The organism is uncultured Fibrella sp. (genome assembly GCF_964250085.1).
Classification (GTDB): Bacteria; Bacteroidota; Bacteroidia; order Cytophagales; family Spirosomataceae; genus Fibrella.
Genome location: NZ_CAXUEC010000002.1, coordinates 814,462 through 837,865 on the forward strand (window position 1 = coordinate 814,462; position 23,404 = coordinate 837,865).

Annotated in this window: 19 protein-coding genes; 10 read left to right on the forward strand and 9 right to left on the reverse strand. The window is 51.4% G+C overall.

The features are described from left to right. Positions 1-102: 102 nt before the first annotated feature. The gene (rsfS, locus tag ACFE8Q_RS08885) at positions 103-513 is read right to left on the reverse strand and encodes a ribosome silencing factor (protein ID WP_375445013.1); all 411 of its coding nucleotides are present in this window, start codon (positions 511-513) and stop codon (positions 103-105) included. A 115-nt stretch (positions 514-628) separates the two neighbouring features. On the opposite strand from rsfS, the gene ACFE8Q_RS08890 reads away from it, so the two are divergent. Beyond that, a complete protein-coding gene (locus ACFE8Q_RS08890; RefSeq protein WP_375445014.1) occupies positions 629-1,396 on the forward strand; it encodes a biotin--[acetyl-CoA-carboxylase] ligase in 768 nt (255 codons plus the stop codon). Positions 1,397-1,452: 56 nt separating this feature from the next. Here the strand turns inward: ACFE8Q_RS08890 and pafA are convergent, their stop codons facing one another. Next, positions 1,453-3,153: an alkaline phosphatase PafA gene (gene pafA, locus ACFE8Q_RS08895; RefSeq protein WP_375445015.1), complete on the reverse strand. Its 1,701-nt coding sequence runs from the start codon at positions 3,151-3,153 to the stop codon at positions 1,453-1,455. Positions 3,154-3,261: 108 nt separating this feature from the next. On the opposite strand from pafA, the gene ACFE8Q_RS08900 reads away from it, so the two are divergent. After that, on the forward strand, positions 3,262-4,005 hold the full coding sequence (locus tag ACFE8Q_RS08900; protein ID WP_375445155.1) for a fatty acid desaturase: 744 nt from the start codon (positions 3,262-3,264) through the stop codon (positions 4,003-4,005). Between the two features lie 62 nt (positions 4,006-4,067). On the opposite strand, the gene ACFE8Q_RS08905 is transcribed toward ACFE8Q_RS08900, so the two are convergent. Beyond that, complete coding sequence (locus ACFE8Q_RS08905) at positions 4,068-5,042, reverse strand: polyprenyl synthetase family protein (protein ID WP_375445016.1); 975 nt, start codon at positions 5,040-5,042, stop codon at positions 4,068-4,070. 243 nt (positions 5,043-5,285) lie between these two features. Here ACFE8Q_RS08905 and ACFE8Q_RS08910 point away from each other — a divergent pair, with 243 nt between their 5' ends. After that, positions 5,286-6,248 (forward strand): patatin-like phospholipase family protein, encoded by a 963-nt coding sequence (locus ACFE8Q_RS08910; RefSeq protein ID WP_375445017.1) that lies wholly within the window; start codon positions 5,286-5,288, stop codon positions 6,246-6,248. A 57-nt stretch (positions 6,249-6,305) separates the two neighbouring features. Here ACFE8Q_RS08910 and ACFE8Q_RS08915 read toward each other — a convergent pair whose 3' ends face one another. Together ACFE8Q_RS08915 and ACFE8Q_RS08920 are read right to left on the reverse strand one after the other, a co-directional pair. Then, complete coding sequence (locus ACFE8Q_RS08915; protein WP_375445018.1) at positions 6,306-7,139, reverse strand: hypothetical protein; 834 nt, start codon at positions 7,137-7,139, stop codon at positions 6,306-6,308. A gap of 18 nt (positions 7,140-7,157) precedes the next feature. After that, on the reverse strand, positions 7,158-10,556 hold the full coding sequence (locus tag ACFE8Q_RS08920; RefSeq protein ID WP_375445019.1) for a carboxypeptidase regulatory-like domain-containing protein: 3,399 nt from the start codon (positions 10,554-10,556) through the stop codon (positions 7,158-7,160). A 267-nt stretch (positions 10,557-10,823) separates the two neighbouring features. Between ACFE8Q_RS08920 and selD the strand changes: the two genes are divergently transcribed. Together selD and ACFE8Q_RS08930 are read left to right on the forward strand one after the other, a co-directional pair. Beyond that, on the forward strand, positions 10,824-11,891 hold the full coding sequence (selD, locus tag ACFE8Q_RS08925; protein WP_375445020.1) for a selenide, water dikinase SelD: 1,068 nt from the start codon (positions 10,824-10,826) through the stop codon (positions 11,889-11,891). Between the two features lie 103 nt (positions 11,892-11,994). Continuing rightward, positions 11,995-12,774 (forward strand): alpha/beta fold hydrolase, encoded by a 780-nt coding sequence (locus ACFE8Q_RS08930; RefSeq protein ID WP_375445021.1) that lies wholly within the window; start codon positions 11,995-11,997, stop codon positions 12,772-12,774. 63 nt (positions 12,775-12,837) lie between these two features. On the opposite strand, the gene ACFE8Q_RS08935 is transcribed toward ACFE8Q_RS08930, so the two are convergent. Continuing rightward, a complete protein-coding gene (locus ACFE8Q_RS08935; RefSeq protein WP_375445022.1) occupies positions 12,838-13,617 on the reverse strand; it encodes a glucose 1-dehydrogenase in 780 nt (259 codons plus the stop codon). A gap of 324 nt (positions 13,618-13,941) precedes the next feature. Here ACFE8Q_RS08935 and ACFE8Q_RS08940 point away from each other — a divergent pair, with 324 nt between their 5' ends. The 5 genes from ACFE8Q_RS08940 to nth all read left to right on the forward strand — a co-directional run bounded on the left by ACFE8Q_RS08940 (position 13,942) and on the right by nth (position 20,981). Further along, positions 13,942-15,654: a sodium:solute symporter gene (locus tag ACFE8Q_RS08940; protein WP_375445023.1), complete on the forward strand. Its 1,713-nt coding sequence runs from the start codon at positions 13,942-13,944 to the stop codon at positions 15,652-15,654. A gap of 135 nt (positions 15,655-15,789) precedes the next feature. Beyond that, entirely contained in the window at positions 15,790-16,488 is a 699-nt protein-coding gene (locus tag ACFE8Q_RS08945) for a hypothetical protein (protein WP_375445024.1), read from the forward strand. Positions 16,489-16,789: 301 nt separating this feature from the next. Continuing rightward, on the forward strand, positions 16,790-19,375 hold the full coding sequence (topA, locus tag ACFE8Q_RS08950) for a type I DNA topoisomerase (protein ID WP_375445025.1): 2,586 nt from the start codon (positions 16,790-16,792) through the stop codon (positions 19,373-19,375). Between the two features lie 146 nt (positions 19,376-19,521). Next, a complete protein-coding gene (locus tag ACFE8Q_RS08955; RefSeq protein ID WP_375445026.1) occupies positions 19,522-20,241 on the forward strand; it encodes an NAD-dependent deacylase in 720 nt (239 codons plus the stop codon). Between the two features lie 35 nt (positions 20,242-20,276). Beyond that, the gene (nth, locus tag ACFE8Q_RS08960) at positions 20,277-20,981 is read left to right on the forward strand and encodes an endonuclease III domain-containing protein (protein ID WP_375445027.1); all 705 of its coding nucleotides are present in this window, start codon (positions 20,277-20,279) and stop codon (positions 20,979-20,981) included. Positions 20,982-21,053: 72 nt separating this feature from the next. Here the strand turns inward: nth and ACFE8Q_RS08965 are convergent, their stop codons facing one another. Genes ACFE8Q_RS08965 through ACFE8Q_RS08975 form a run of 3 tightly spaced genes read right to left on the reverse strand, consistent with a single transcriptional unit; the run spans position 21,054 to position 23,259 of the window. Further along, positions 21,054-21,791, reverse strand: coding sequence for a hypothetical protein (locus ACFE8Q_RS08965; RefSeq protein WP_375445028.1), 738 nt, complete (start codon positions 21,789-21,791; stop codon positions 21,054-21,056). Between the two features lie 12 nt (positions 21,792-21,803). Next, entirely contained in the window at positions 21,804-22,295 is a 492-nt protein-coding gene (locus ACFE8Q_RS08970) for a hypothetical protein (RefSeq protein ID WP_375445029.1), read from the reverse strand. Between the two features lie 19 nt (positions 22,296-22,314). After that, the gene (locus ACFE8Q_RS08975) at positions 22,315-23,259 is read right to left on the reverse strand and encodes an OmpA family protein (RefSeq protein WP_375445030.1); all 945 of its coding nucleotides are present in this window, start codon (positions 23,257-23,259) and stop codon (positions 22,315-22,317) included. Between the last annotated feature and the right edge of the window lie 145 nt (positions 23,260-23,404).

The window sequence follows — 23,404 nt, forward strand, 5'->3', positions numbered from 1 at the left end:
ACAGGTTATACAGAAATCGGTTAGTAGGGAAACACAGTACAATAGTGATTGTTTTTGCTAGTGTACTGTGAACAGGAAGACAACCAGCCGGTATTCAACAGACTAACGCTGAATGAATACATCGGTTTCATTATCGACCCACGTCATCTCGGCATCTCCCCAGAGTTGCTCAAGATCGTAAAAAGCCCGGCGTTCCTTTTTGAACACGTGCACAACAACGTCCACGTAATCCAGCAGGATCCACTCGCGGTTCAATTTGCCTTCGCGGTTCATGGGGAATACCCGGCTCACTTTCAAAATCTCTTCTTCGATAGAGCCAGCGATGGCATCGATCTGTGTATCGGAGTTACCAGAACAGATCACGAAGAAGTCGGTAATGGCATTTTTCACATGGCGAAGGTCCATCACAACGATGTCCTGCCCTTTTTTCTCCTGCATTCCTTTTACGACCAGATCACGGAGTTGTTCGGTCGTTAATTCTGTTAGTTTGGCTGAAACAGCGTTTTGAATCATGCTTTGCGTGTAAACTTGTGAGCGCAAACAGGTAGCGGGTACGTAGCCAAGTCAAGGGAAGCCACTGCTTCGACGCACCATACATTATTTGACTAATCTATAATCATAACAATCATTGTACAAAATTTATCCCAAAACCCTCTTTGTTGGCCAAAAAATCGTTTATCTGCCAAGCTGTCAGTCTACCAACGATGAGGCCGCTCAACTGCTAACACAGGAAGACGTACCTGAAGGAACGATTATTGTCACCGATCAGCAAACCCAGGGTCGTGGACAACGAGGTAACCAGTGGGAAGCACAAGCCGGTCAGAACCTGACCATATCGCTGGTGCTACACCCGAATTTTCTGGCCGCCACCGATCAGTTCTGGCTAAACATAGCCGTATCACTAGCCATTCAGGACACGCTGTCTCCACTCCTGCCCACTACCGGATTAACGATAAAATGGCCGAATGATGTCTATGTCCACGACCGAAAATTAGGCGGCGTATTGATCGAGAATACGCTTCAGGGCTACGTATTGGGCCATTCGGTTGTTGGTGTCGGCCTAAACGTGAACCAGACAGCATTCGGAGTGCCAACCGCTACATCGCTCCTGCTCGAGTCGTCGGCCCCGGATGGTTATTCGCTGCCGGGGCTGCTGACCGCCCTGGCCGAGCAGTTGGAAAAGCGCTATCTACAACTACGGGCGGGCCATCGACATGTGCTTCGTACAACGTACCTGCAACACCTTTACCGGTACCAGCAACCGCATACGTACCTGGCCGATGACCAGCTTTTTACCGGCACCATCACCGATCTGGACCCAACCGGACGTCTTGGCATCCTGTCAGACGGTGTCATGCGCTATTTCGCCTTTAAGGAAGTAACTTTTTTACAATGAACAATTATCAATGGCTCCGCTAAACAACGTACCTGAGCGGAGCCATTGATAATTGTTCATTGTCTCAGTGCGTCTTCTACGGGGTTGCCAACGCATCCGCTGGGTTCGAGGATGCCCAGTAACGCGCAAATCGTTGGGGCTATATCGGCAATTTGAGTCCGGTGGAAGGTTTGCCCCTGTTTGATACCCCATCCGTAGAGCAAAAAGGGCACGTGCGTATCGTAGGGATACATGGTTCCATGCGTTGTTCCTTTGCTACGGCCCTCGAACCAGCCTGCCTGCAACATCACGTAAAAATCACCGCTCCGGTTGGGGTTATACACATTGCGTAACATCAAAAGCTGGTTTTCAGGAAGTGGCGTATTGGCCAGATCATGCAGGTTAATCACGTTGATCACGCCCCGTTGCGCCAGTAAGGTTGTGCGTAACAATGCGTACACGTCCTGAATCGGGATTTTTTTCTCGGCTAGTAACGTCGTGTTCAGATACACCTGCTGGTTGAAGTACGTCAGCATCCACTGCCCCGGCCCATACGCTTTAGCCAATGCCGCTTTAACCGCCTCTCCTACATCACCAGCCGGTTTTGTATCGGCAGGAATGCGGTATGACCGCGAAAACGCAGGAATGTCGGCGGCCCCATGATCGGCCGACAGAAACGCAAGCCAGGCCCCTTTTCCCACTTTCGCATCTAACTCGTTGAAAAAGTCCTGTAGTTGCAGGTCGAGCCTGATGTATTCATCTTCCGTTTCGATGGCATGTGTGCCGAAGGCGTGCCCAACATAGTCGGTCGACGAGAAACTAACAGCCAATAAATCGGTGATGTTGTCTTTTCCCAACTGTTCACCATCCAGCGCAGCCAATGCAAATTCTTTGGTGAGCTGGTCGCCATACGGTGTAGCCCGCAGGACCTCATACCGGCTTTGGCCCGCAACGGCTACAAATTCATGCGGAAAAACAGATTTCGTTTCGCCCGGTAGCGTAGCCTCGTAGGGTTGGTCGTCCGATGTGCTTTCAACGTACTTGTCGAGGGCCAGAAGTGGTTCCCATTTCTGCTTCAGGAACTGATCGGGCAACCGGCGATTGTTATAAGCCTGCACCCAGGCCGGTAGTTCTTTCCGGTAAAACGTGCTGGTGATCCAGTTGCCATCTTTCGAGTCGAACCAGTAAGCACCATCTGCTGCGTGGCCAGCGGGCAAGATCGAGCCACGGTCTTTCAGCGCGATGCCAACCACTTTAGCCCGGTTGTCGGTGGCCAACTTTAGCTGATCACCAATGGTAGTCACCAGCATGTTCCGGGGCGACATCAGGCCTGCAGCACCGCTGTTACCAACTGTTTTTACCGTGGTATCTTCGGCACAGTACACGATACGGCCCAGGTTGCGGTCGTAGAATTCATTGCCTACAATGCCATTGAACGCGGGAGCTGATCCGGTATAGATAGCGGCATGTCCGGGGCCAGTGTAAGTGGCGGCATAATGGTAATGGTTGTTCCGGCAATTGTAGCCCTGCTCGATCAACCGCCGAAAACCGCCGCCTGTGCTCAGGGAGCTGTATTTGTCGTAGTAGCGATACAGGTAATCATACCGCATCTGGTCGACAACAATGCCAACCACCAGTTTGGGGCGGGCTGCCGTATTGGCATTACCGGGGCTTGTGGTTGGTGAAATAGTGGGATCACCGGCCTTTTTTGACTGTGCAATAGTTGTCAGGGAGCCAACCAGGGCAATAAAGAGTATAGAGGATGCGAAGCGCGTCATGAAATAAAGCGGCGAAACGAGCGATAGATGGCCACAAAGGTAACGAACAATTCGGGCGCGGCTACCGTTGACTTGATTACCAAATCACGAAGCCATCGGCTTGTTTCCATGCAGCAAGGAATGTCGTTTAGCCCCGCACAGATCGGCAACAAGGGCATCTGGATTGCGCTTACCATTCTACTTTCCTGGGGTACGTTACTCGCTTTCCTACTGACCTACCACAGTCCGGTTCCCGTTATTCCCGGTGTTGGCCTTAGCTGGGCCGACCCACTGGTATACCTGTTTGTGCTGCTTCAGACGCATCTGTATACGGGTGTGTTCATTACGGCCCACGATGCCATTCACGGTGTGGTGGCCCCCAACAACAAGCGGCTCAACAACGCCATCGGCTGGGTAGCCACGCTGATGTTCGCTTATAATAGCTACAGCAAACTGTCGGCGGGGCATCATCTGCATCACCGTCATGCCGCTACGGAACACGATCCTGACTACCATCGGGGCAACGCGCACATACTTCGCTGGTTCATTGATTTTGCCCGCAGCTATGTGTCCGTCTGGCAGGTGCTGGCGATGGCTGTTACGTATAATGTGCTGAAAATCTGGTTTCCGATGGAAAACCTGATCGTTTTCTGGATGATACCGGCCATACTGAGCACGTTCCAGCTTTTCTTCTTCGGCACGTACCTGCCGCATCGGGGCAACCACGATAATCCGCCCCACAATGCCCGTAGCCAGGGCCTCAACCACACCTGGGCTTTTATATCCTGCTATTTTTTCGGATACCACTTCGAACACCACAACCAACCCTACCTCCCTTGGTGGAAACTGGCCGAAGCACGGGAAAACAGTTAACAATTATCAATTATTGATGGCTCCGCTAAACAACGTACCTGAGCGGAGCCATTGATAATTGTCTACTTGCTCCGCTCGATGGTGTATTGAATGAGGCCTTCCAGTGAGTTGCGGTAGGTCGAGGCCGGTAGTTTGTAAAGGAGCTCTTTAGCCTGCTGTACATAGCTCTGCATCGCCCCGGTGGCGTATTCAATGCCACCCGAGCTTTTCACGAACGAAATGACGTCATTCACCTGCCGGGGCTCATCGCTGTGGTTCTTGATGATGTTGATTACCCGCCGTTTATCACTCCGTCCGGCATTATTCAGGGCGTAGATCAACGGCAAAGTCATCTTCTTTTCTTTAATATCGATACCCAGTGGTTTACCCACTTCGGCGGTTCCGTAGTCGAACAGGTCGTCTTTGATCTGAAATGCGATTCCTACTTTCTCCCCAAATAGTCGGGCCGTTTCGATCATATCAGCCGAGGCATTCACGGAACGGGCTCCCATGGCACAACAGGCGGCAATTAACGACGCCGTTTTTTGACGGATAATTTCGTAGTAGATATCCTCGTTTATATCAAGCCGACGTGCTTTTTCGAGTTGCAGCAGTTCCCCTTCCGACAGGTCACGAACGGCCCTATTACCAATGCCCAGCAGGTCGAAATCGCCATTGTCGAGTGAGAGCGACAGCCCTCGTGCCAGCAGATAATCACCCACCAAAACCGCAATTTTATTCTTCCAGAGTGCATTGATGGAAAAAAATCCCCGACGGTAGTTTGAATCATCAACCACATCGTCATGGACCAGTGAAGCCGTATGTAGTAGCTCGATCAGGGCCGCTCCCCGGTAGGTCGAGTCGTTGATGGTACCGCATACACCCGCCGTCAGAAAAACAAACATAGGGCGAAGTTGCTTGCCTTTGCGCCGAACAATGTAGGACGTGATCTGATCGAGCAGCATCACGTCACTTTTCATCAAGTCTTTGAATGTCTGCTCAAACCGATTCATTTCAGCAGCAATCGGAGCCTGGATGTCGGCGATGGTGAGGGCCATTGGGTTTACTGAAGGGGCAACTTTGGAGGCTGCCTGACTACGTGGGCTCGTGGTCGCCCGCGATACACCATTGATTAGGTTATGGGCAAAAGTAACGACGAATTGACGAACTGTTGGCAAAAATTCCAATCTTCGAGGTATCTCTTCGGGGACACTCTGCGAGGACACTCTGCGAGGGCCCTCTGCAATTACCCACCTAACTGTTTATTTATAGGCGTCCGACAACGCGCCGCTCATTAACTCATGCCTGACCAACCCACTATTCCCTCGTCTGACGTTCAATCTACCTTTTTGCCCACCTCCTGTGGCCGTACCCTGGTGCTGGGGGGGGGCTCGCTCAAAGGTGCTTTTCAATGTGGTGCTATAACGGCCATTCTTGAAACGGGCTTTCAACCCGAAGCCATCTATGGCATTTCCGTCGGAAGCCTGAACGCTACCTTCCTGGTTCATGAGGCCAACCGGCAGTACGCCGAAACCGGCCATATCGACTGGCCGAAAGTGGCACGCGTATTACTCGAATTCTGGATCAAGAATATCACCAAACCCGACGACGTAGCCGTGATCCGGTCGCGCGTTCTGACGGGCTACAATACGTTGTTTAGCCGGTTCGATGGCTTTCTGGATAATACACCATTGCGCAACCTGATCCGACAGCATATTGATGTAAACATACTGAGACAGGGACCGATCAAATTGAAGGTCGGGGCCGTCAACGTAATTGAGGGCGATATGGTCTACGTATCTCCCAGCGACGACAACTTCCTCGACTATGTCTTTGCCAGCAGTTCCCTGCCGTTTCTGATGCCCGCCGTGCAGATTGGTGGCGACCGCAAAAAGGCGTTTCTCGACGGCGGCTTACGCGAAGTGGCACCCCTGCGAGAAGCCATCGACGACGGAGCCACCGAATTGATGTGCGTTGCCTGCCATGCCAAACGAATCTTCAACGAATCGTTCAATCACCGCAACCTGCTGAACCTCATGGAGCGGGTGAAAGACATCACGGTTAACCAGATCGTAAATAACGACATTGCCTGGGCCGAGCGTTTCGTTGACCGGGAAAAGTTACGCGGTCATACATTCAGCCTCACCGTGATTCGCCCCACTAAACCCCTGAGTTTAAATCTCCAGAAATTCGCTTCCGACGATATTGGCAAGCTTATCGTGCAGGGCTACCAGGACGGAACCGACATTCTGCGAACCACATAAACGAGAAAACCCCGGCCAGTTGGCCGGGGTTTTCTCATTCCAGGTACGTTCCCCAGCTTAGTTATGCTGAATACGACCAACACTAACCGTACGCCGACGGGCTAACCCCTGAGCGTATAGCGTATACAGCTTAGCTGCCTCCACTGTAAGCGTCGTACTGGTGATGGCTGATACGGTTCCCGATGTAGGCGCTGTTGCCCCCGTAACTACCTCCACAAGGTATGTACCTGCTGGAACCGAGGTAAACGCAGTTGTAGCGACATTCCTGTAGACCCGCCCATTGAACGGAGTTATAGCTGTTGCCGATGTACTATTCACATTACTCAACCGAACCGACAAAGCAAGAGGCGTTGTGGCTGTTGAACTGGCTGGCAGGCCAGCATCAGCTACAAAGTGAAAGAAACGAACACCGCCACTACCAGCCGTCAGCGTTTGAGTCAGGGGATCAGTGACAAATGAAAGTCGGGCACCACCAACATCCGTAATGAGGTTAGCTGCGTTTCGGACCACCGGACGATTTATCGAATCGGTTACAAAAACAGTGTATGCCCCATTAGCGGCCACAGTCGACTTGTTTGATAAGTCGTTAGCTCCAAGCGTTCCACCTACACCTTTAACACGCAGTTGTAATGATCCCAGATAGGGAACAGTTACGTAGTTGGTAGCTTGCCCTAGAGCAAGTGCTGAACCAACAGGCAAATTCTCAAGATAAGCAGTTAGCGCAGTAGCGTCGCCCGTAGCATTAGCAAATAGCACGCGGGCTGATGTGTTGGGCGCTGTTGTAACAGGCTGTGGCGTCGGATACTCGGTATCTTTGCAACTTGTAATTAGTGTACCGACCAGCAACGCAGAGGCAGCTACTGTCAGTAAAGATTCTAGCTTGAAATTCATGACAATGTCTTGAGTCTGTTAGTTGAAGATGTAACGCAAACCAAGTTGCATCTGCCAGCGTGAAGTAGTGACACCATTTGATACACCCTGGCTATTCACATAAGAATTAGATAGCGGTGTGCCATCAGCGTTGGTGGCAAATGTGTAGATCGGGCGACCAGTTGTACCAGTAGCCGTGTTGGGCGTCTCGTAGCCAGAGAAGCCAAGCAGGCTCGTCCGGGCCGCTGATTTAACTACTCCCAGGTTCGAGTCGATCAGGTTTAGTACGTTAAACACTTCCAGAGAAACCTGTATAGAGTTATCATTACCCCCAGTACGAAGTTTAAAATCTTGCAGCACACGCAGATTCAAGAAGTTAACCCAAGGAGTCAATGCAGCACCACGTTCGGCATACTGACCACGACGTGTTTTCAGATAAGGGTCCTGTTCAATGTATGCATTGAGTTGGTCCCAGATCTGTTGCGGCGTGCGCAAGTCGGTTGCATTCGTAGTAGTTAACAAAATTTCGCTTTGGTTACGCGGTACGTAAAGCAGGTTTGTGTTCGCTGCTGACGTCAAACCATTTGGTGCGCCACCATACGTGTATGAGAAGTTACCACCATTACGACCTTCATAAATCAGCGACAACGTAGTTGCGAAATACTTGGCATAGTCAAATCGGTAGCCTAAATAGCCTACCACACGGTGTGGAAACCAGTTACCAGCATATCCTAGAACTGGCGCATTTATGTTGGTCACATACGGATTACCGGTAAACAAGCCACCTGCCGTAGAACCACCTTGCGAGTTCAAGTCTTTCGAATCAGTGAATGTATAAGCAATGGATCCACTCAAACGACCAGTCGTTTTTTGAATCTGACCAGTAAGGCTAAATGCGTATCCTTGATCCGTGTTGTCCTGAATAAGAGCCTGCGTTGCACCAGTTGTGTTGATCAGCAAGTTTGTACCATACAGTGGCCGACCATCGCCCGCCAACGTACCTACTGGAGCGGCCAGGTTCGCATCACGAATGTAAACGGCATTGATATCTTTCGTGTAGATCATCTCGCCCGTCGCAACAAAACCACCTGGTAATGTTTTGTCGATACCAATGTTGGTACGGAACACTTGGGGGAATTTGAAGTTTGGCGCCGTTACGTTAATTGCATACGTAGAAGCCCCTCCAGCGGTGGTGGGAACATATGCATTAACGTTCGGATTAAATGGCGTATTGACCGAATTTTGCGGATTAAGTTGGCCAGTCGTAAAAGAGACTGGGTTAGTCGCTGAAGTAACAGCCGACGCAAAGGTGTTGAAGAACACACCGTTGTTGCTCAACTGGTTTGAAATCCATACAAACGGAACACGGCCCGTAAAGACCCCAACACCACCGCGTACTTGTAACGACTTATCGCCTTTTACATCCCAGTTAAACCCAAAACGAGGAGAGTACAGCGGCGTAGTTGCTGGCAGTTTGTTTACAAATAGTTGCTCACCGTTGGCAAATCTCTGATTTTCAACAGTTGGGTTAGGGTACAAACCACTAGCAGCCTCATTGTAAATAGGAATGTCAACCCGCAGACCAAGCGTCATACGCAGGTTTTTGATCCCTGAATAGCTATCCTGTGCGTAAAAGCCCAATTGTGATGCTTTGAAATCAGCGGCTGGTGCCGGGTTACCTGCCAACGCAGAGTATTGCTGATAAAAACGGGTTGGTGCATTAGCAGCCGATGGATTGGTAGCATTATTGATAAAATCGCTAATGCTGTTGTACTGATATGTTCCGTAAATAACTTGCGTAAACACGTTATAGAACCGGTAAAACTCGTTGGCCGTACCAAGTGTAAATGTGTGCGCACCCAGGAACGCATCAAATTTGTCATTTACCTGAATCACGTCCTGATCAAGACGGTTGTTTACCGTAAAAGGATCAGGACCGAACGTTGTCAGGTTTTGTAAGTTAGGCCCGAGAATATCAACAGTTGGGAAAGGGGGTATATCACCACCGCCACCTTGTTGGCGAGTATCCCGGAACGCATTGTAACCAGCTTGTAGATTGTTAGCGAATTTACCGTTACCGAACGATGAGTTTAATTCACCAAACACGCTGTACAGGTTATTCAGAATTCGGTAGTATGAATTCGAGAAAGGCAACGTGTTATTATTGTTCGAACGGCCACCAGTAGGACCGGCGGCAAAACCACCCGAACCACTTGGGGGCACATCGCGGTATGCATTTAACTGGTTATACCGGATCGTCAGCTTGTTATTGTCATTGATGTTCCAGTCAATCTTGGCCAGAAACTTGGTACTCTGTTGAGGTACATTGAAGTTATTATATGTACCTGGATCATACGTCCAGCTCTTGCCATTACCAGACGTAACCAGAAACGTGCGAAGGCGCTCAAGATCCGTCTCTGGGTTTAAACCTCCATCCGCAAGTTGCGAACCTGGCTGATTCGCAACACCATTTGTAGATTGTCCATAAGGATAAAGTACAGCAGGTGAAGTAGCCTCTTCACGCTCGAAGTTACCGAAGAAGAAAAGCTTATTCTTAACAATGGCTCCTCCGATACGAGCACCATAGTTGGAGTAGGTGAAGGCAGGCCGTTGCAAAACAGGAAGTTCAACCCCTGAAATGCTCTTGCCAGCCAGTGCGTCACTCTTCGTATAATAATAAGCAGAACCCTGTAGCTTATTTGTACCACTCCGCGTTACGGCGTTTACACCCGCTCCGGTGAACGCACCCTGACTTACATCGTATGGCGAAAGCTGAACGCTGATCTCCTGAATAGCATCAACACTGACAGGCTGGGCATTTGACTGGCCACCAGGTAACGCACTTAGACCAAATACGTTGTTTGACGTAGCACCATCAATTGAAAAGTTATTGTACAGGTTAGACCGGCCACCAAATGAAAAGCCTGGGCCAGCTTGCGGAGTCAAAACGGAAAAATCCTGGAAACTACGGTTCAGCGTGGGCAACCGTTCGAAACTTTCACGTTTGAAGTTGGTAGAAGCACCTGAACGTTCAGAATCAATGATTGAACCCCGTGCAGTTACAACAACCTCTGAGAGTTGCTTACCCACTTCGGTCAACCTGATGTTAAGCGAAACAGGTACGCCCAAATCGGCTGATTGAAGCCGCTGTTGAACATCCTGGTAACCTACGAACGACACGGTAATGTTGTAAGGACCACCAATCCGTACGGCAGGAAATGTGTAACGCCCGGCAGTGTTTGTCGTAATCCCGTAGCGTGTACCAGAAGGCTCGTGGACAGCAACCACAGTAGCCCCTGGCAAAGCTTCGCCTTTGTCGTCGGTGACAACCCCGTTGATTGACGAGGTCGTTACACCCTGGCCATAGCCTATCACGGCAAGCAACATACTGCCGAGCAGCATGAACGCTGCCCGAAAGCGCAGTAGCTTTTTAAACATAGAAGTGTTTGGTTTGATTGTTAATGCAGTCAGGCCCATAGAGTTGGACATGGAGATATTTTGAGCCGCAAAGGTCAGACAAGATTTCGTGACCGCCAAGCAAGTTTTCTATAAAAAGTGATACGTTTTGGTTATTCAGCGGCTATTTTCTTAAAAAACTCCATATTTTCCGCAGTATCAGCCTAATAGGTGATTATTATGTTTTTGTTAAGCCAACCCAAAGGCAATCATACGTGTTAGTCTACTTAGTTTTACTCCACTTTTTCAATGATACCAACCTCCGATAACAGCGCTACTATTAAGCTCACTCAGTATAGTCACGGCGCTGGCTGCGGCTGTAAAATTGCGCCCAAAGTGCTCGACCGTATTCTGCACGGTCAGTCTAGTGGACCAACCTCGCCAACCAATCTCTTTTCCACTTTATTAGTGGGAAACGACGCTCGCGACGATGCGGCCGTTATGGACTTGGGGAATGGTGAAGCGATCATCAGCACCACCGATTTTTTCATGCCGATCGTTGATAATGCCTTCGATTTCGGGCGAATTGCGTCGGCCAACGCTATTAGTGATGTGTATGCTATGGGTGGCCAACCCATCATGGCGATCGCTATTCTCGGCTGGCCCATCGACAAACTCTCGCCCGAAGTAGCCGGTGAGGTGATCGCCGGGAGCCGCGCTATCTGTGCCGAAGCGGGCATTCCCCTGGCCGGTGGCCACAGCATCGACTGCCCCGAACCGGTGTTCGGACTGGCAGTAACGGGCCGGGTACGTATCAGCGATCTAAAGCAAAACAATACGGCTACCGAAGGTTGTGTCCTCTATTTAACCAAACCGCTGGGCGTCGGTATCCTCACCACCGCGCAGAAAAAAGGCATTTTGCGCCCCGAACATGCTGATTTGGCCCCTCGTCAGATGGCGCAACTGAACTCATTCGGTGCAGTGCTGGGACCTCTCCCCTACGTAAAAGCCCTGACCGACGTAACAGGGTTTGGTCTGCTTGGTCACCTCACCGAAATGGCTGAAGGCAGTGGACTCTCCGCCGAAATCCAATTCAACGACGTACCCAGGCTTGAGGTGGTGGATACGTACCTGGCCCAAAACAGCATTCCAGGCGGTACGCACCGTAACTGGGACAGCTACGGCCACAAAATCGCTGACCTCACCGACACGCAACGGTATATCCTGGCCGATCCGCAAACGTCGGGCGGCTTGCTGATCGCTGTAGAACCACATTGTACGGATGAGTTTGAGCGCATGGCCAGCGAGAATGGCTTTGCCCTGAAACCCTTTGGTACGCTGGTAGCGAAGCAGGAAAAAGTTGTGTACGTAAACTAAATGAGTCCAAAGTTCAACATTCAAGGTCTAACGTTGCTCTACTGATTAGCCTTTGAGCAGAGCAACGTTAGACCTTGAATGTTGAACCTTGGACCGATCTTGTATGAAACTCTACTACCGGGAAGTGGGCGAGCCCACGGCTACTCCGCTCATTATTGTACACGGCATTTTTGGCTCGTCGGATAACTGGCTCACCATTAGCAAAACGATTGCCGCCGAAGGCTACCGCGTCATTTTACCCGATCAGCGAAACCACGGCCAGTCGCCACGGAGCGATGATTTTTCGTATGTCGATATGGCGGCTGACATTCATGAACTAATCACCGACCTGAATCTGGTAAACCCTATTTTGGTTGGCCATTCGATGGGTGGTAAAACCATGATGCAGTACGTATTTACCTTTCCGGGTACGTTCGCCAGCCTCGTTATCGTTGATATTGCCCCCAAATTCTATCCCGTTCACCATGGCGAAATCCTGCGCGGGCTGGCGGCAATCGATCTAAAAAACGTACGTACCCGTAACGAAGCCGATGCCGCGCTGACGCCCTATGAGCCGTCGCCAACGGTGCGTCAGTTTTTGCTAAAGAATCTGTACCGGGAAGAGGTGGCAGGTACGTCGCAGTTTGCATGGCGGTTGAACCTACCCGTCATCAGCCGCGAAATTCACGGCGTGGGCGAAGAACTAACCAACCCGCACCCCATCACCGAACGCACCCTGTTCATTCGCGGTCAACGGTCACCGTACATCCTCGACAGCGACTGGCCCGCCATTCTCCAGCTTTTCCCCAACGCACAACTCGTCACCATCAACGACGCGGGCCACTGGGTACAAGCCGAACAACCCGCCGAGTTTGTGCGGGTACTGATGGCGTTCTTGAAGTAAACAGTTATTGGTTATTACTCCGCCAGGGAACGTACCCAGGAAGCACTAATAACCAGTAACTGGCTAAATCACCGTTCCACCGTCGGCGTAGAACAGGCTACCGGTTGAGTAGGACGAGGCTGACGATGCCAGAAAAAGGGCAAGCGGACTGATCTCGTCGGTAGTGCCCATCCGGGCAATAGGGAGGCGCCTGGTGAAGTGGGCCAGCGTCTTATCATCCTGCCACAGCGCCTGGCTGAACTTGGTTTTGATCAGACCGGGGCAAATCGCGTTGACCCGAATACCATCCGGGCCCCACTCTTTCGCCAGCACTTTCGTCAGCATATTCAGGGCGGCTTTACTAACACTGTACAGACCAAGGCCCGGATCGGGCGTGTGGCCGGCAATGCTGCTCACCATAATAACGCTTCCGCTACCACGGGCCTTCATGCTTGGGTAGCAAAGCTTGCTTAACTCGAACGGAGCCTTCACGTTGGCCTGCATAATCTTGTCAAATGCACCCCCATCGGCCTCCAGCGACGGGCCGAACACTGGGTTCGAGGCGGCATTATTCACCAGAATATCTATTCCACCATATACGGCAACGGTCTTTTCAACCAGTTGCGCCAGTTGATCCATATCACCAACGTGAGCGGCAATACCTGTGGCTTCACCACCTGCTGCTTTAATGTCAGCCGCCAGTGCGTCGCAGGCTTCCTGTTTTCGACTGCTGACAATGACTTTAGCGCCAAAGCGGGCGTAGAGCCGGGCAATATCTTCGCCAATGCCTTTACTGGCACCGGTAATAATGGCGACCTTATCGGTAAGGTCAAAAACGGCTTTTTCGGCTTGTGCAACAGTCATTTTTTGGTTGATTAAGGGATTGGGGATTGGTTGACTAGTTAATTGGTTGACTAGTCAACCAATTAACTAGTCAACCAATTAACCAGTCAACCAATTAACACGATTGAACAAAAGTAAGGGATGGCATCATTTATGCGTTACAGGTTCAGACGTCCGAACCCGGCGGTTTGGTGGTTCGTGCGTACATTTACCGCCAATCGTTATTCCTATGCCCATCCCATCCGACTCACCACTCTTTGGCTCCTGGCCACGTGCATATGCCGTGGTGATTGGGGCCTTACTCCTTGAGATTGCCTTTTTCTACGCCTTAATGCGCTGGTTCGCATGAGTAGTCTGGATTGGTGGGTACTGAGCAGCACGCTGGCTGTTCTGGTTGGGTATGGGCTTTACAGAAGTCGGGGTCAGCAGAATTTCGACGATTTCACCCGCGCCGGGCAATCGCTTCCGTGGTACCATGTGGGGCTATCGGTTATGGCAACGCAGGCCAGCGCCATCACGTTCTTATCGGCACCAGGGCAGGGTTTTTCGGATGGCATGCGGTTCGTGCAGTTCTACTTTGGCCTTCCACTGGCGATGATCGTTCTGTCGGTCACCTTTGTCCCTATCTTCCACCGGCTCAACGTGTATACCGCCTACGAGTTTCTGGAAAATCGCTTCGATGGCCGGGTACGTTCCTTAACAGCAGGCCTGTTTCTATTGCAGCGCGGCCTCTCAACGGGACTATCTATCTACGCACCCGCCATTATTTTGTCTACGATTCTGGGCTGGAACATCTACCTCACCAACCTGATCATGGGTGGGCTTGTTCTGATCTATACCGTTACGGGCGGCACAAAAGCAATCTCCCACACGCACTTGACCCAAATGCTGATTGTGACGGTGGTGATGGTGGTGGCGGGCTGGCTTACCGTGCGGCTACTGCCCGACAGCATGGGGTTCACGGATGCGCTGCGCGTGGCAGGCAAGGCAGGCCGGTTAAACCTGATCGACACAAAATTTGACCTGCAAAACCGGTACAATCTATGGTCGGGACTGGTCGGCGGGTTTTTCCTGCAACTCTCCTACTTCGGCACCGACCAGTCGCAGGTGGGCCGTTACCTGACCGGGCAATCAGTAACGCAGAGCCGGGTGGGGTTGCTGATGAATGGGCTGCTGAAAGTGCCGATGCAATTTCTGATTTTGCTGGTGGGCGTGCTTGTCTTCGTCTTTTACCAATTCAACGAGTCACCCATCTTTTTCAACCAGCAGGAAACCGAACGGCTGAAGTCAGGACCGCTGGCGGCTGAATTTCAGTTGCTGGATATAAAGCACCAGACCCTGAGTGCTACCCGTCGCGAAGCTGTTGCAGACCTTGAAGTAGCCATACAATCGCACGATGATGGGGCGGCAGATAAAGCAGGCGAACAAATTAAAGTCAGCGACGGCGAACTGACCAAACTCCGCAAAGACGTGTCGACCCTGGTGAAGCGCAACAACCCCACGGCCGATACCAACGATGTCAATTACGTTTTTCTGCGGTTTGTGCTCGATCACCTCCCCCACGGCCTGATTGGGCTGCTTATTGCCGCACTCTTCATTGCCTCTATGGGCTCTATCGCTTCAGCCTACAATTCACTGGCCTCAACATCGGTAGTCGATGTCTATAACCGGATCGTACCGGTTGCTGACCAAAAAATCAATGAAGTAACTCTGTCGCGCTGGCTGACCGTTGGCTGGGGCATCTTCTGCATTATTGTGGCTCAGTTTGCCAACCTGATCGGCGGCAGCATGATCGAGATTGTGAACGTGCTCGGTTCCCTGTTTTATGGCGTCATTCTGGGCATTTTCTGCGTTGCCTTTTACCTTAAATCGGTGGGCGGACGGGCTACTTTCTGGGCGGCTCTACTGGCCGAAGCCATTGTGGTGGGTTGCTACCAGTTCGACCTGATGGCTTTTCTCTGGCTCAACGTGGTTGGCTGTCTGCTGGTCATGATTTTCGCCCTTGTCTTCAATCAGCTATTGCCAGCCCGACCAAACGCCATTGTTAAAATGTCTTAATCCAGATTAGCGAAACAGCCCTCAGCTCACTGTTTTGTGGCTTTTATACCTTCCTGGGAGCAACGTACCCGGCACGACCTATACAGTATTAACTGGCAGAACCGTTATTTTTGCACCGTTCTTTTTCAACTGTCCATGCGCCTGTTTTTATCGTTGTTTCTGCTCATCCCCGCTTTGTGTCAGGCCCAGACACCCCGGTTCATCATTGGTAAAGTGCTGGATCAGGAAAATGGCAGCGGCGTAAACAACGCAACGGTCATCAATCCGCGCACACAGGCTATTGGCCGCACCAACGCCGCCGGTGCGTTTTACCTTGACGTCAAACCCGGCGATTCGGTGATTGTCACCAGCCCAAGCCACGGCCGGGCAGGCCTGAAGTGGGACGGCATGACCAAAGACCCGCAACTGGTTATGAAACGGCAACTCTCCGACGACGTTGTCAACCTGCCTACCCTGACAGTTCGGGGTAAACGCGAGGCAGAGGTCCGTAAAGAATTGGAACAGCTTCTTCGGGAACCCGAAGCGCGTAAGAATCTGTCGGGCGAACAGATTTTTAGTCTCGCTCAGTCGCCGGTTACGTTGTTGTATGAACTCTTCAGCAAGCAGGCCCGGGCTAGCCGAAAAGCGGCGGTGATCAGTCAGCAGCATCGCAAACGAATGTTGGCCAACTACCGGGTAGAACTCATCACCCAACGGGCCACCGACCTCCAGGGCGAGACCATCGAAACCTTCCGCGACTACTGTAATTTCAACGATGATTTCGTTCTACAGGCGTCTGAATACGATCTCACCTTCGCCGTATTGCAACGTTATCGACAATATTCGCGTCATTAGATCTACCGCTTACCCATTTTAATAAACAGCCTATCCCACACACTGGATTGGCGTGGCCAAATCGTTACATCGGTACATAATACACTGGCTATCAATATAGTATACAATAAGAATAGATTTTGGTGAGCGAACGTTCGCCCGCCGAAATGTGTTAAGTAACTAGACCATTCTCCCCCCCTATAACTGGCTTTGCCTATCACGCGGCTTGCATGATATCATTGGTTTGCGTCTATATTTGACCCCAACCGCTATATCTGGCACACAACGTGAAAGAGCTCTATCATCAACTGCAGGACACTTTATGTCAAAGAACTTAGTCATTGTCGAATCGCCCGCGAAGGCGAAAACAATTGAAGGCTACCTCGGTCGCGACTTCACCGTCCGGTCTAGTTTTGGCCACATTCGCGACCTGCCTAAAGACGGCCTGGCCGTTGATGTGAAAAATGGGTTCGCGCCTGATTATCAGATTTCACCCGATAAAAAGCAGCTTGTCAGTGAGTTGAAAAAACTGGCAAAAGACGCCGACGAAGTGTGGCTGGCAACGGATGATGATCGCGAAGGCGAAGCTATTTCGTGGCATTTGAAAGAAGCACTCGGACTGAAATCCGATACAAAACGGATCGTTTTTCGGGAAATCACCAAAAATGCGATCCTGAACGCCATTCAGATTCCGCGCACCATCGACCTCGATCTGGTGAATGCCCAACAGGCCCGGCGTGTCCTCGACCGGCTGGTGGGATATGAACTATCGCCGGTGTTGTGGCGCAAAATCAAAGGTGGCAGCACGGGCCTGTCGGCCGGTCGGGTGCAATCCGTGGCCCTGCGGCTTGTGGTTGAACGCGAACGGGAGATTGATAAGCACAATGCTAAATCGAGCTTTAAAGTAACGGCTCAATTCATCGTCGACGGTGGCAAGGTGCTGAACGCCGAACTGCCAAAAAACTTCGCTACTGTAGCCGAAGCGCGCAGCTTCCTGGAGCAGTGCATCGGGGCAACGTTTACGATCAAAAGCCTGGATGTAAAACCCGCCAAGAAGTCGCCTGCGCCCCCGTTTACTACGTCTACGCTGCAACAGGAGGCATCGCGCAAACTCGGCTACTCGGTAGACCGGACCATGCGCATTGCCCAGAACCTGTACGAAGCGGGCAAGATCTCGTACATGCGGACCGACTCGCTGAATCTCTCAACAGAAGCCGTTGACAAGGCCGTTGCCGAAATCACATCCGCATTTGATGAGCGATACGTACAGAAGCGGCATTTTAAGAATAAAAACGAGTCGGCACAGGAAGCCCACGAAGCCATCCGGCCAACCAATTTCAGTGACCATAGCGCTGGCGGCGACCGCGACCAGAAACGGCTTTACGAACTGATCTGGAAACGCTCTATAGCCTCGCAAATGGCTGATGCTCAACTGGAACGTACTACCGTAGCGATCAACATCCGCACAACGGGTGTACCAACCGAGGGCTTTCCGACGGAGCTGATTGCCCAGGGCGAAGTAATCAAGTTTGACGGTTTTCTGAAGGTGTACCTCGAATCGAAAGACGATGAGGACGATGAAGATGCCAAAGGCATGCTACCGCCGCTGAACATTGGGCAGGAGCTTGATTTAAGCCAGATGAAGGCGTCGGAGAAGTTTACCCGGCCACAGCCTCGCTACGCTGAAGCTTCGCTGGTGAAGAAACTCGAAGAGATGGGCATCGGTCGGCCGTCGACCTACGCGCCAACGATTTCAACGATCATCAATCGTGGGTACGTTACCAAGCAGGACAAACCCGGTCAGGAACGCACCTTTCTGGAGTACATCCTTCAGGCTGAGACGATTACCGAGACAAGTGGCAAAGAGACCTTTGGTTCAGAAAAAGCCAAACTGTTCCCGACCAATACCGGCGTGGTTGTCTGCGATTTCCTGATGGAATACTTTCCCGGCATTGTCGACTACAAGTTTACGGCTAATGTAGAGCAGGAATTTGATGAGATTGCTGACGGAAAACTCAAGTGGCAAACGATGCTACAGGGCTTCTACGGCGATTTTCATAAGAATATCGAAGATATTCAGGGCGCAGCGGCGGGCGTTAGCTTCAAAACCGGAGCCCGCGAACTGGGTATCGATCCCAAATCGGGCAAACGAGTATCAGCGCGGCTGGGTAAATATGGCGCTTACGTACAGATCGGCGAATCGACCGACGAGGAAAAGCCGGCATACGCTAACCTGCGTGACGGTCAATTGATTGAGTCTATTTCGCTGGAAGATGCCCTGAGTCTTTTTGGGCTACCGCGTGAAGTTGGCTTCTTCGAAGATCAGGCCATGACCATTGGCGTTGGTAAGTTTGGTCCTTACGTGAAGCACGATGGCAAATACGTGTCGTTGGCTAAGGAAGATGATCCGTACACGATCTCTGCCGAACGCGCTACTGAGTTGATTCAACAGAAACGGGCCGAGGCAATTAGCGAATCCATCGGTGAATTTGAAGGCAAGCCAGTTGTTACGGGGAAAGGTCGTTTTGGCCCTTATGTGAAATTCGATGACAAGTACATCTCGTTGGCCAAAGGCGAACAACTCGCCGGTCTGACGTTGGAACGCGCGGTGGAATTGATTCAGCAGAAGCGCAATGCAGAAGCGAACAAGTACATCAAGGAATTCCCCGAACGGCCTGAAATAAAGGTGGTTAATGGTATGTACGGCCCTTATCTGGCGGTTGGCAAGCGCAATGTTCGCCTGCCTAAAGACATCGACCCCGCCGAACTGACACTGGAGAAATGCCTTGAACTGGCTGGCGGCGATGCGAAAAGCGAACCAGCGAAAAAGGCACCGGCGAAGAAAACTACCGCTACCAAGACAGCCACAAAAGCACCAGCCAAGAAGGCCGTAGCAAAAAAGAAATAAACGCGTTTGTTTAGTCTATTGATGCGAAGCCCTGCCAGTTAGTTGGTGGGGCTTCGCTATTTTCCAGGTACGTTGTCCATAGCAACGTACCTGCTGAAGGCAGGAGTTTCATTTTTCAGACTCACCCAATTTTTGTATCTTACTGTATGGAAAAGCGTCAGAAGATTGTCGTATTGACGGGGGCTGGTATCAGTGCCGAAAGTGGGATTGCCACTTTCCGTGACTCGAACGGCCTCTGGGAAAATCATCGAATCGAAGATGTAGCAACGCCTGAAGGCTGGCGAAAGAATCGACAGTTGGTACTTGATTTCTACAATCAGCGCCGTAAACAGGCATTGTCGGTTGAGCCAAATGCGGGCCATTACGCCCTGGTAAAACTGGAAGCGTACTATGATGTCAGCATTGTTACCCAGAACGTTGACGGGCTCCACGAGAAAGCAGGCTCTACCCACGTCATCCACCTGCATGGTGAGTTATCAAAATCACGCAGTTCGATTGACGAATCGTTGGTTTACGATATTGACGGGTGGGAAATAAAGCTGGGCGATCAATGCGAAAAGGGGTCACAACTTCGGCCGCATATTGTCTGGTTCGGCGAGTCGGTGCCGATGATGGAAGAGGCCGTTGACATTGCCTTGACCGCCGACATTTTTATCGTCGTAGGTACGTCGCTGGTCGTGTATCCGGCGGCGGGTCTGGTTGATTTCATTCCAAAAACAGTGCCTATTTACGTGGTAGACCCTAATCTACCTGAGATCAAGCCGCGCTCAAACCTTACACTGATTGGTGAGCCTGCCAGCATCGGTATGACCCAACTCGCCAACACGCTCATTGAACGGGCCAGTCAGAAAGAAAAAATGGCGTAAAGCTGCCCAGTCGGTGCCAGCCGCGTTTTATCGCCATGACTCTTGCGGAAAAAACGCGGCTGGCGCATCAACTGCTCAACGAACAATACGGCATTCAGGCAATTTACGGGTACAAAGACCCTATGCACGAACTGGTTGGCACGATTCTGTCGCACCGAACCACTCATGACAACGAAGTCACGGCTTATCGTACCATGCGCGACCGATTTCCAACCTGGGAGGCCGTTCGTGATGCACCGCTGGCCGACCTGATCGCCGCCATTCATACGGCCAACTACCCGGAAGTAAAAGCCCCCTACATTCAGCAATTGCTGCGGGTCTTGATTGCCGAACGAGGCGAAGCGAACATCGACTTTCTGGCCGATCTTTCTACGGAAGATGCCATGCAGTGGCTCAACCGGCTACCAGGTATTGGGCCAAAAACGTCGACGTTGCTACTACTTTTCACGTTTCACAAGCCCGTATTGCCGGTAGACACGCACGTGCATCGGGTAACCCAACGGATTGGCATCATTGGCCCAAAGGTCAGTGCCGGAAAAGCGCATGATCTGTTGCTGGCAGTGCTGCCCGCCGATGCCGTTGAATTGTTTAATTTCCACAAGCACTTTTACTGGCATGGGCAACGCGTCTGCACCTGGTATACGCCCAAATGCGGCCAATGTGTATTGGCCCTCCATTGTGATTACCTCCAATCGGGCAAGACGATGGTGCTCAGCAGCACGCCCGTTCGCAAGAAGTAGGCTAGCAGACATAAAAAATGGGCTATCTGTGGTAAAACACGGATAACCCACTTCATAAAACGGCTCAAAAAGCTATTCAGTCACTTTCCCGCCATACTTCTGGTTGTAAAAAGCTTTCGACTGACTAACCCAGTTGTCACGTTCGATTCGGCCGGGGAAAAACTCGATGATTTCATTCACTTTATCGATATCTTCCTTCGTAAAGTTTCCAACCTGACGGAAGGTATAGATACCAAGGCTGTGCAGCTTGCGCTCCAAAAATGGCCCGACGCCCACAATGTCTTTCAAATCGTCGGCTTCGGCAGCGGTTGCCCGGCCAATACGGTCAAAGTTAATTTCATTGGCCCGTGCAGCAATCCGATTTAGAACGGCATCTTCCGAACTGGCCACTGGCGGTACTGACACAGCAGGTACAGGCACTGCCGCTGGCGGCGTAACTGGCTCGGTTACAGGCGGGATAACTACCCCGACAACTGGTGGAACTACCGTGGAAACAACCACAGGAGGCAATTCAACGGGCACTTCCAGTACCGGAGCAGCCATAGCGGGTACCACCAGCGGCTCAACAATCGCCACGGGCGCAATTGCCTCCGTCCGTATGCTGTTTACAGGCGGTTTTGGCACGCTTGCTTTGGCCCGACGGCAATTGTCGAGTTCAGCCTCTTTATCGGCAATGGCGGCTTGCAGGGCATTCACGCGGCCATTGAGGATAAAACGGGCAATTAACCACCCCACAAACGCTGCCAGGGAGAGCAGCAGTAACATTTCGACGATCGCGACCGGGCGACTAAAAGGATCTAATCCAAACATAGGTGTAGGGGGTTAAGCGTTCCGTTTTTTACGTTCAAACTCAGCCGACTGGCCCACCCAATCGTCGCGTTCGATTCGACCGGGGAAAAACTCGATGATATCGTTGACTTTGGCCACGTCTTCTTTGGTGAAGTTGGCAACCTGACGGAACGTGTAGATACCGATAGCGTGGAGCTTTTTCTCCAGGAACGGCCCAACACCTACGATCTCTTTCAGGTCATCGGCCTCGGCACGCGTTGCCCGGCCAATATGCGTAAAATCGAGTTCATTTGCGCGGGCGCGTACCCGGTTCAGAACCAGGGCTTCCTGATCAGAGGGCGCCGCCACTACACGCGTGCAGTCGGCCAGTTCACGCTCGGTACTGGCCAGATCGCCTTCCAGTTGGGCAATCATGCCTTTGCGGGAAATATAGCCGATAATAAAACCCAGCGTACCAGCCACAAACAGCATAATCCAGTGCTGTAGGGTAGCGTCGGGCCAATTCAGGGGATTCATGGTAAACATAGTGCTTCTGCGTTTTCAGTTATTGGACAACGACGGTAACGCGGCGGTTGGCTTTGCGGCCTTCCAATGTCTCGTTCGATTCTTTTGGCTCCGATTCACCTTTGGCTTCCACAATAATCTGGTCGCCATCGATCCCGGCTTTTTTGAGCCGGCTTTTCACGTTACCAGCCCGTGCTTTAGACAATTCCATATTCACACCTTCAGGGCCTTTATCGTCGGTATGGCCCGTCAGTAACAATTTCTTGCCCTTGTTTTCTTTCAGGTATTTTTCCGCTTCGTCGAAAAACTTCTTCGTATCCTCTGTCTGGATATAGCCCGATTGCCCGGTCTTGAAATAGAGATCGATGGGTTTAAAAACGGATGTAAACTTTTGGGCATCAGCCAATGCTTCTTCTGTCTTCAAAAGCACTTTCTCTGTTTTTTCTGCAACCGGGGCGGGTGCCTCGCCAGTAAAGGCGAATGCCAAACCACCATATAGTGAATCACCCTTGGCGCTGTAGGGCATCAGGTCAGTATTCGTGCCATCAAGCAGCACACCAGCCGTGGTTAGTTGATCAGGAAATGCCCCCAATTTTACCAACTGTGCTTTAATGTCCTCCGCACGGGCTACTCCTAAATTTGGGTACGTTGTTGGGTTCTGTTCCTCGGCCCGGTAATATCCGTTAATGGTAAGCTTCCGGGTCGAATTGGCTTTCAGATAGTCGGCCAGCGTTTGAACTGTATTGCCGATAGCCGCCGCGCTGGCAACAGCGCCTGATTTGGCATAGCTAAAATTGCCGGGTACGTTCAGGTTGAGCCGGTCGCCATCAATGATCGATAAAGGGGGCATGGCTACCGTGGCAGTCGCCGAAGCAGGCGCGGGCCCTTCGAGACAGAGCTGCTTGATTTTACAGACGTGCCACCACGTCGAGCCGCCCATCCAGAGAAGAAGCAGGATAATCCAGGGGGTTTTGTTAGTGAACATAGAGAGAGGGTAATAGTAGTGCTTAACAGATGGTTAAGGGTAGGGAGTTGGTTAGACGAACGAAGTTGCCGTTGGTCATCCAAAAATAGGCCTGTGTTTCATAATTGCAACACTATCAGGCATTTTCAGTCGTTTCGCACAAAAC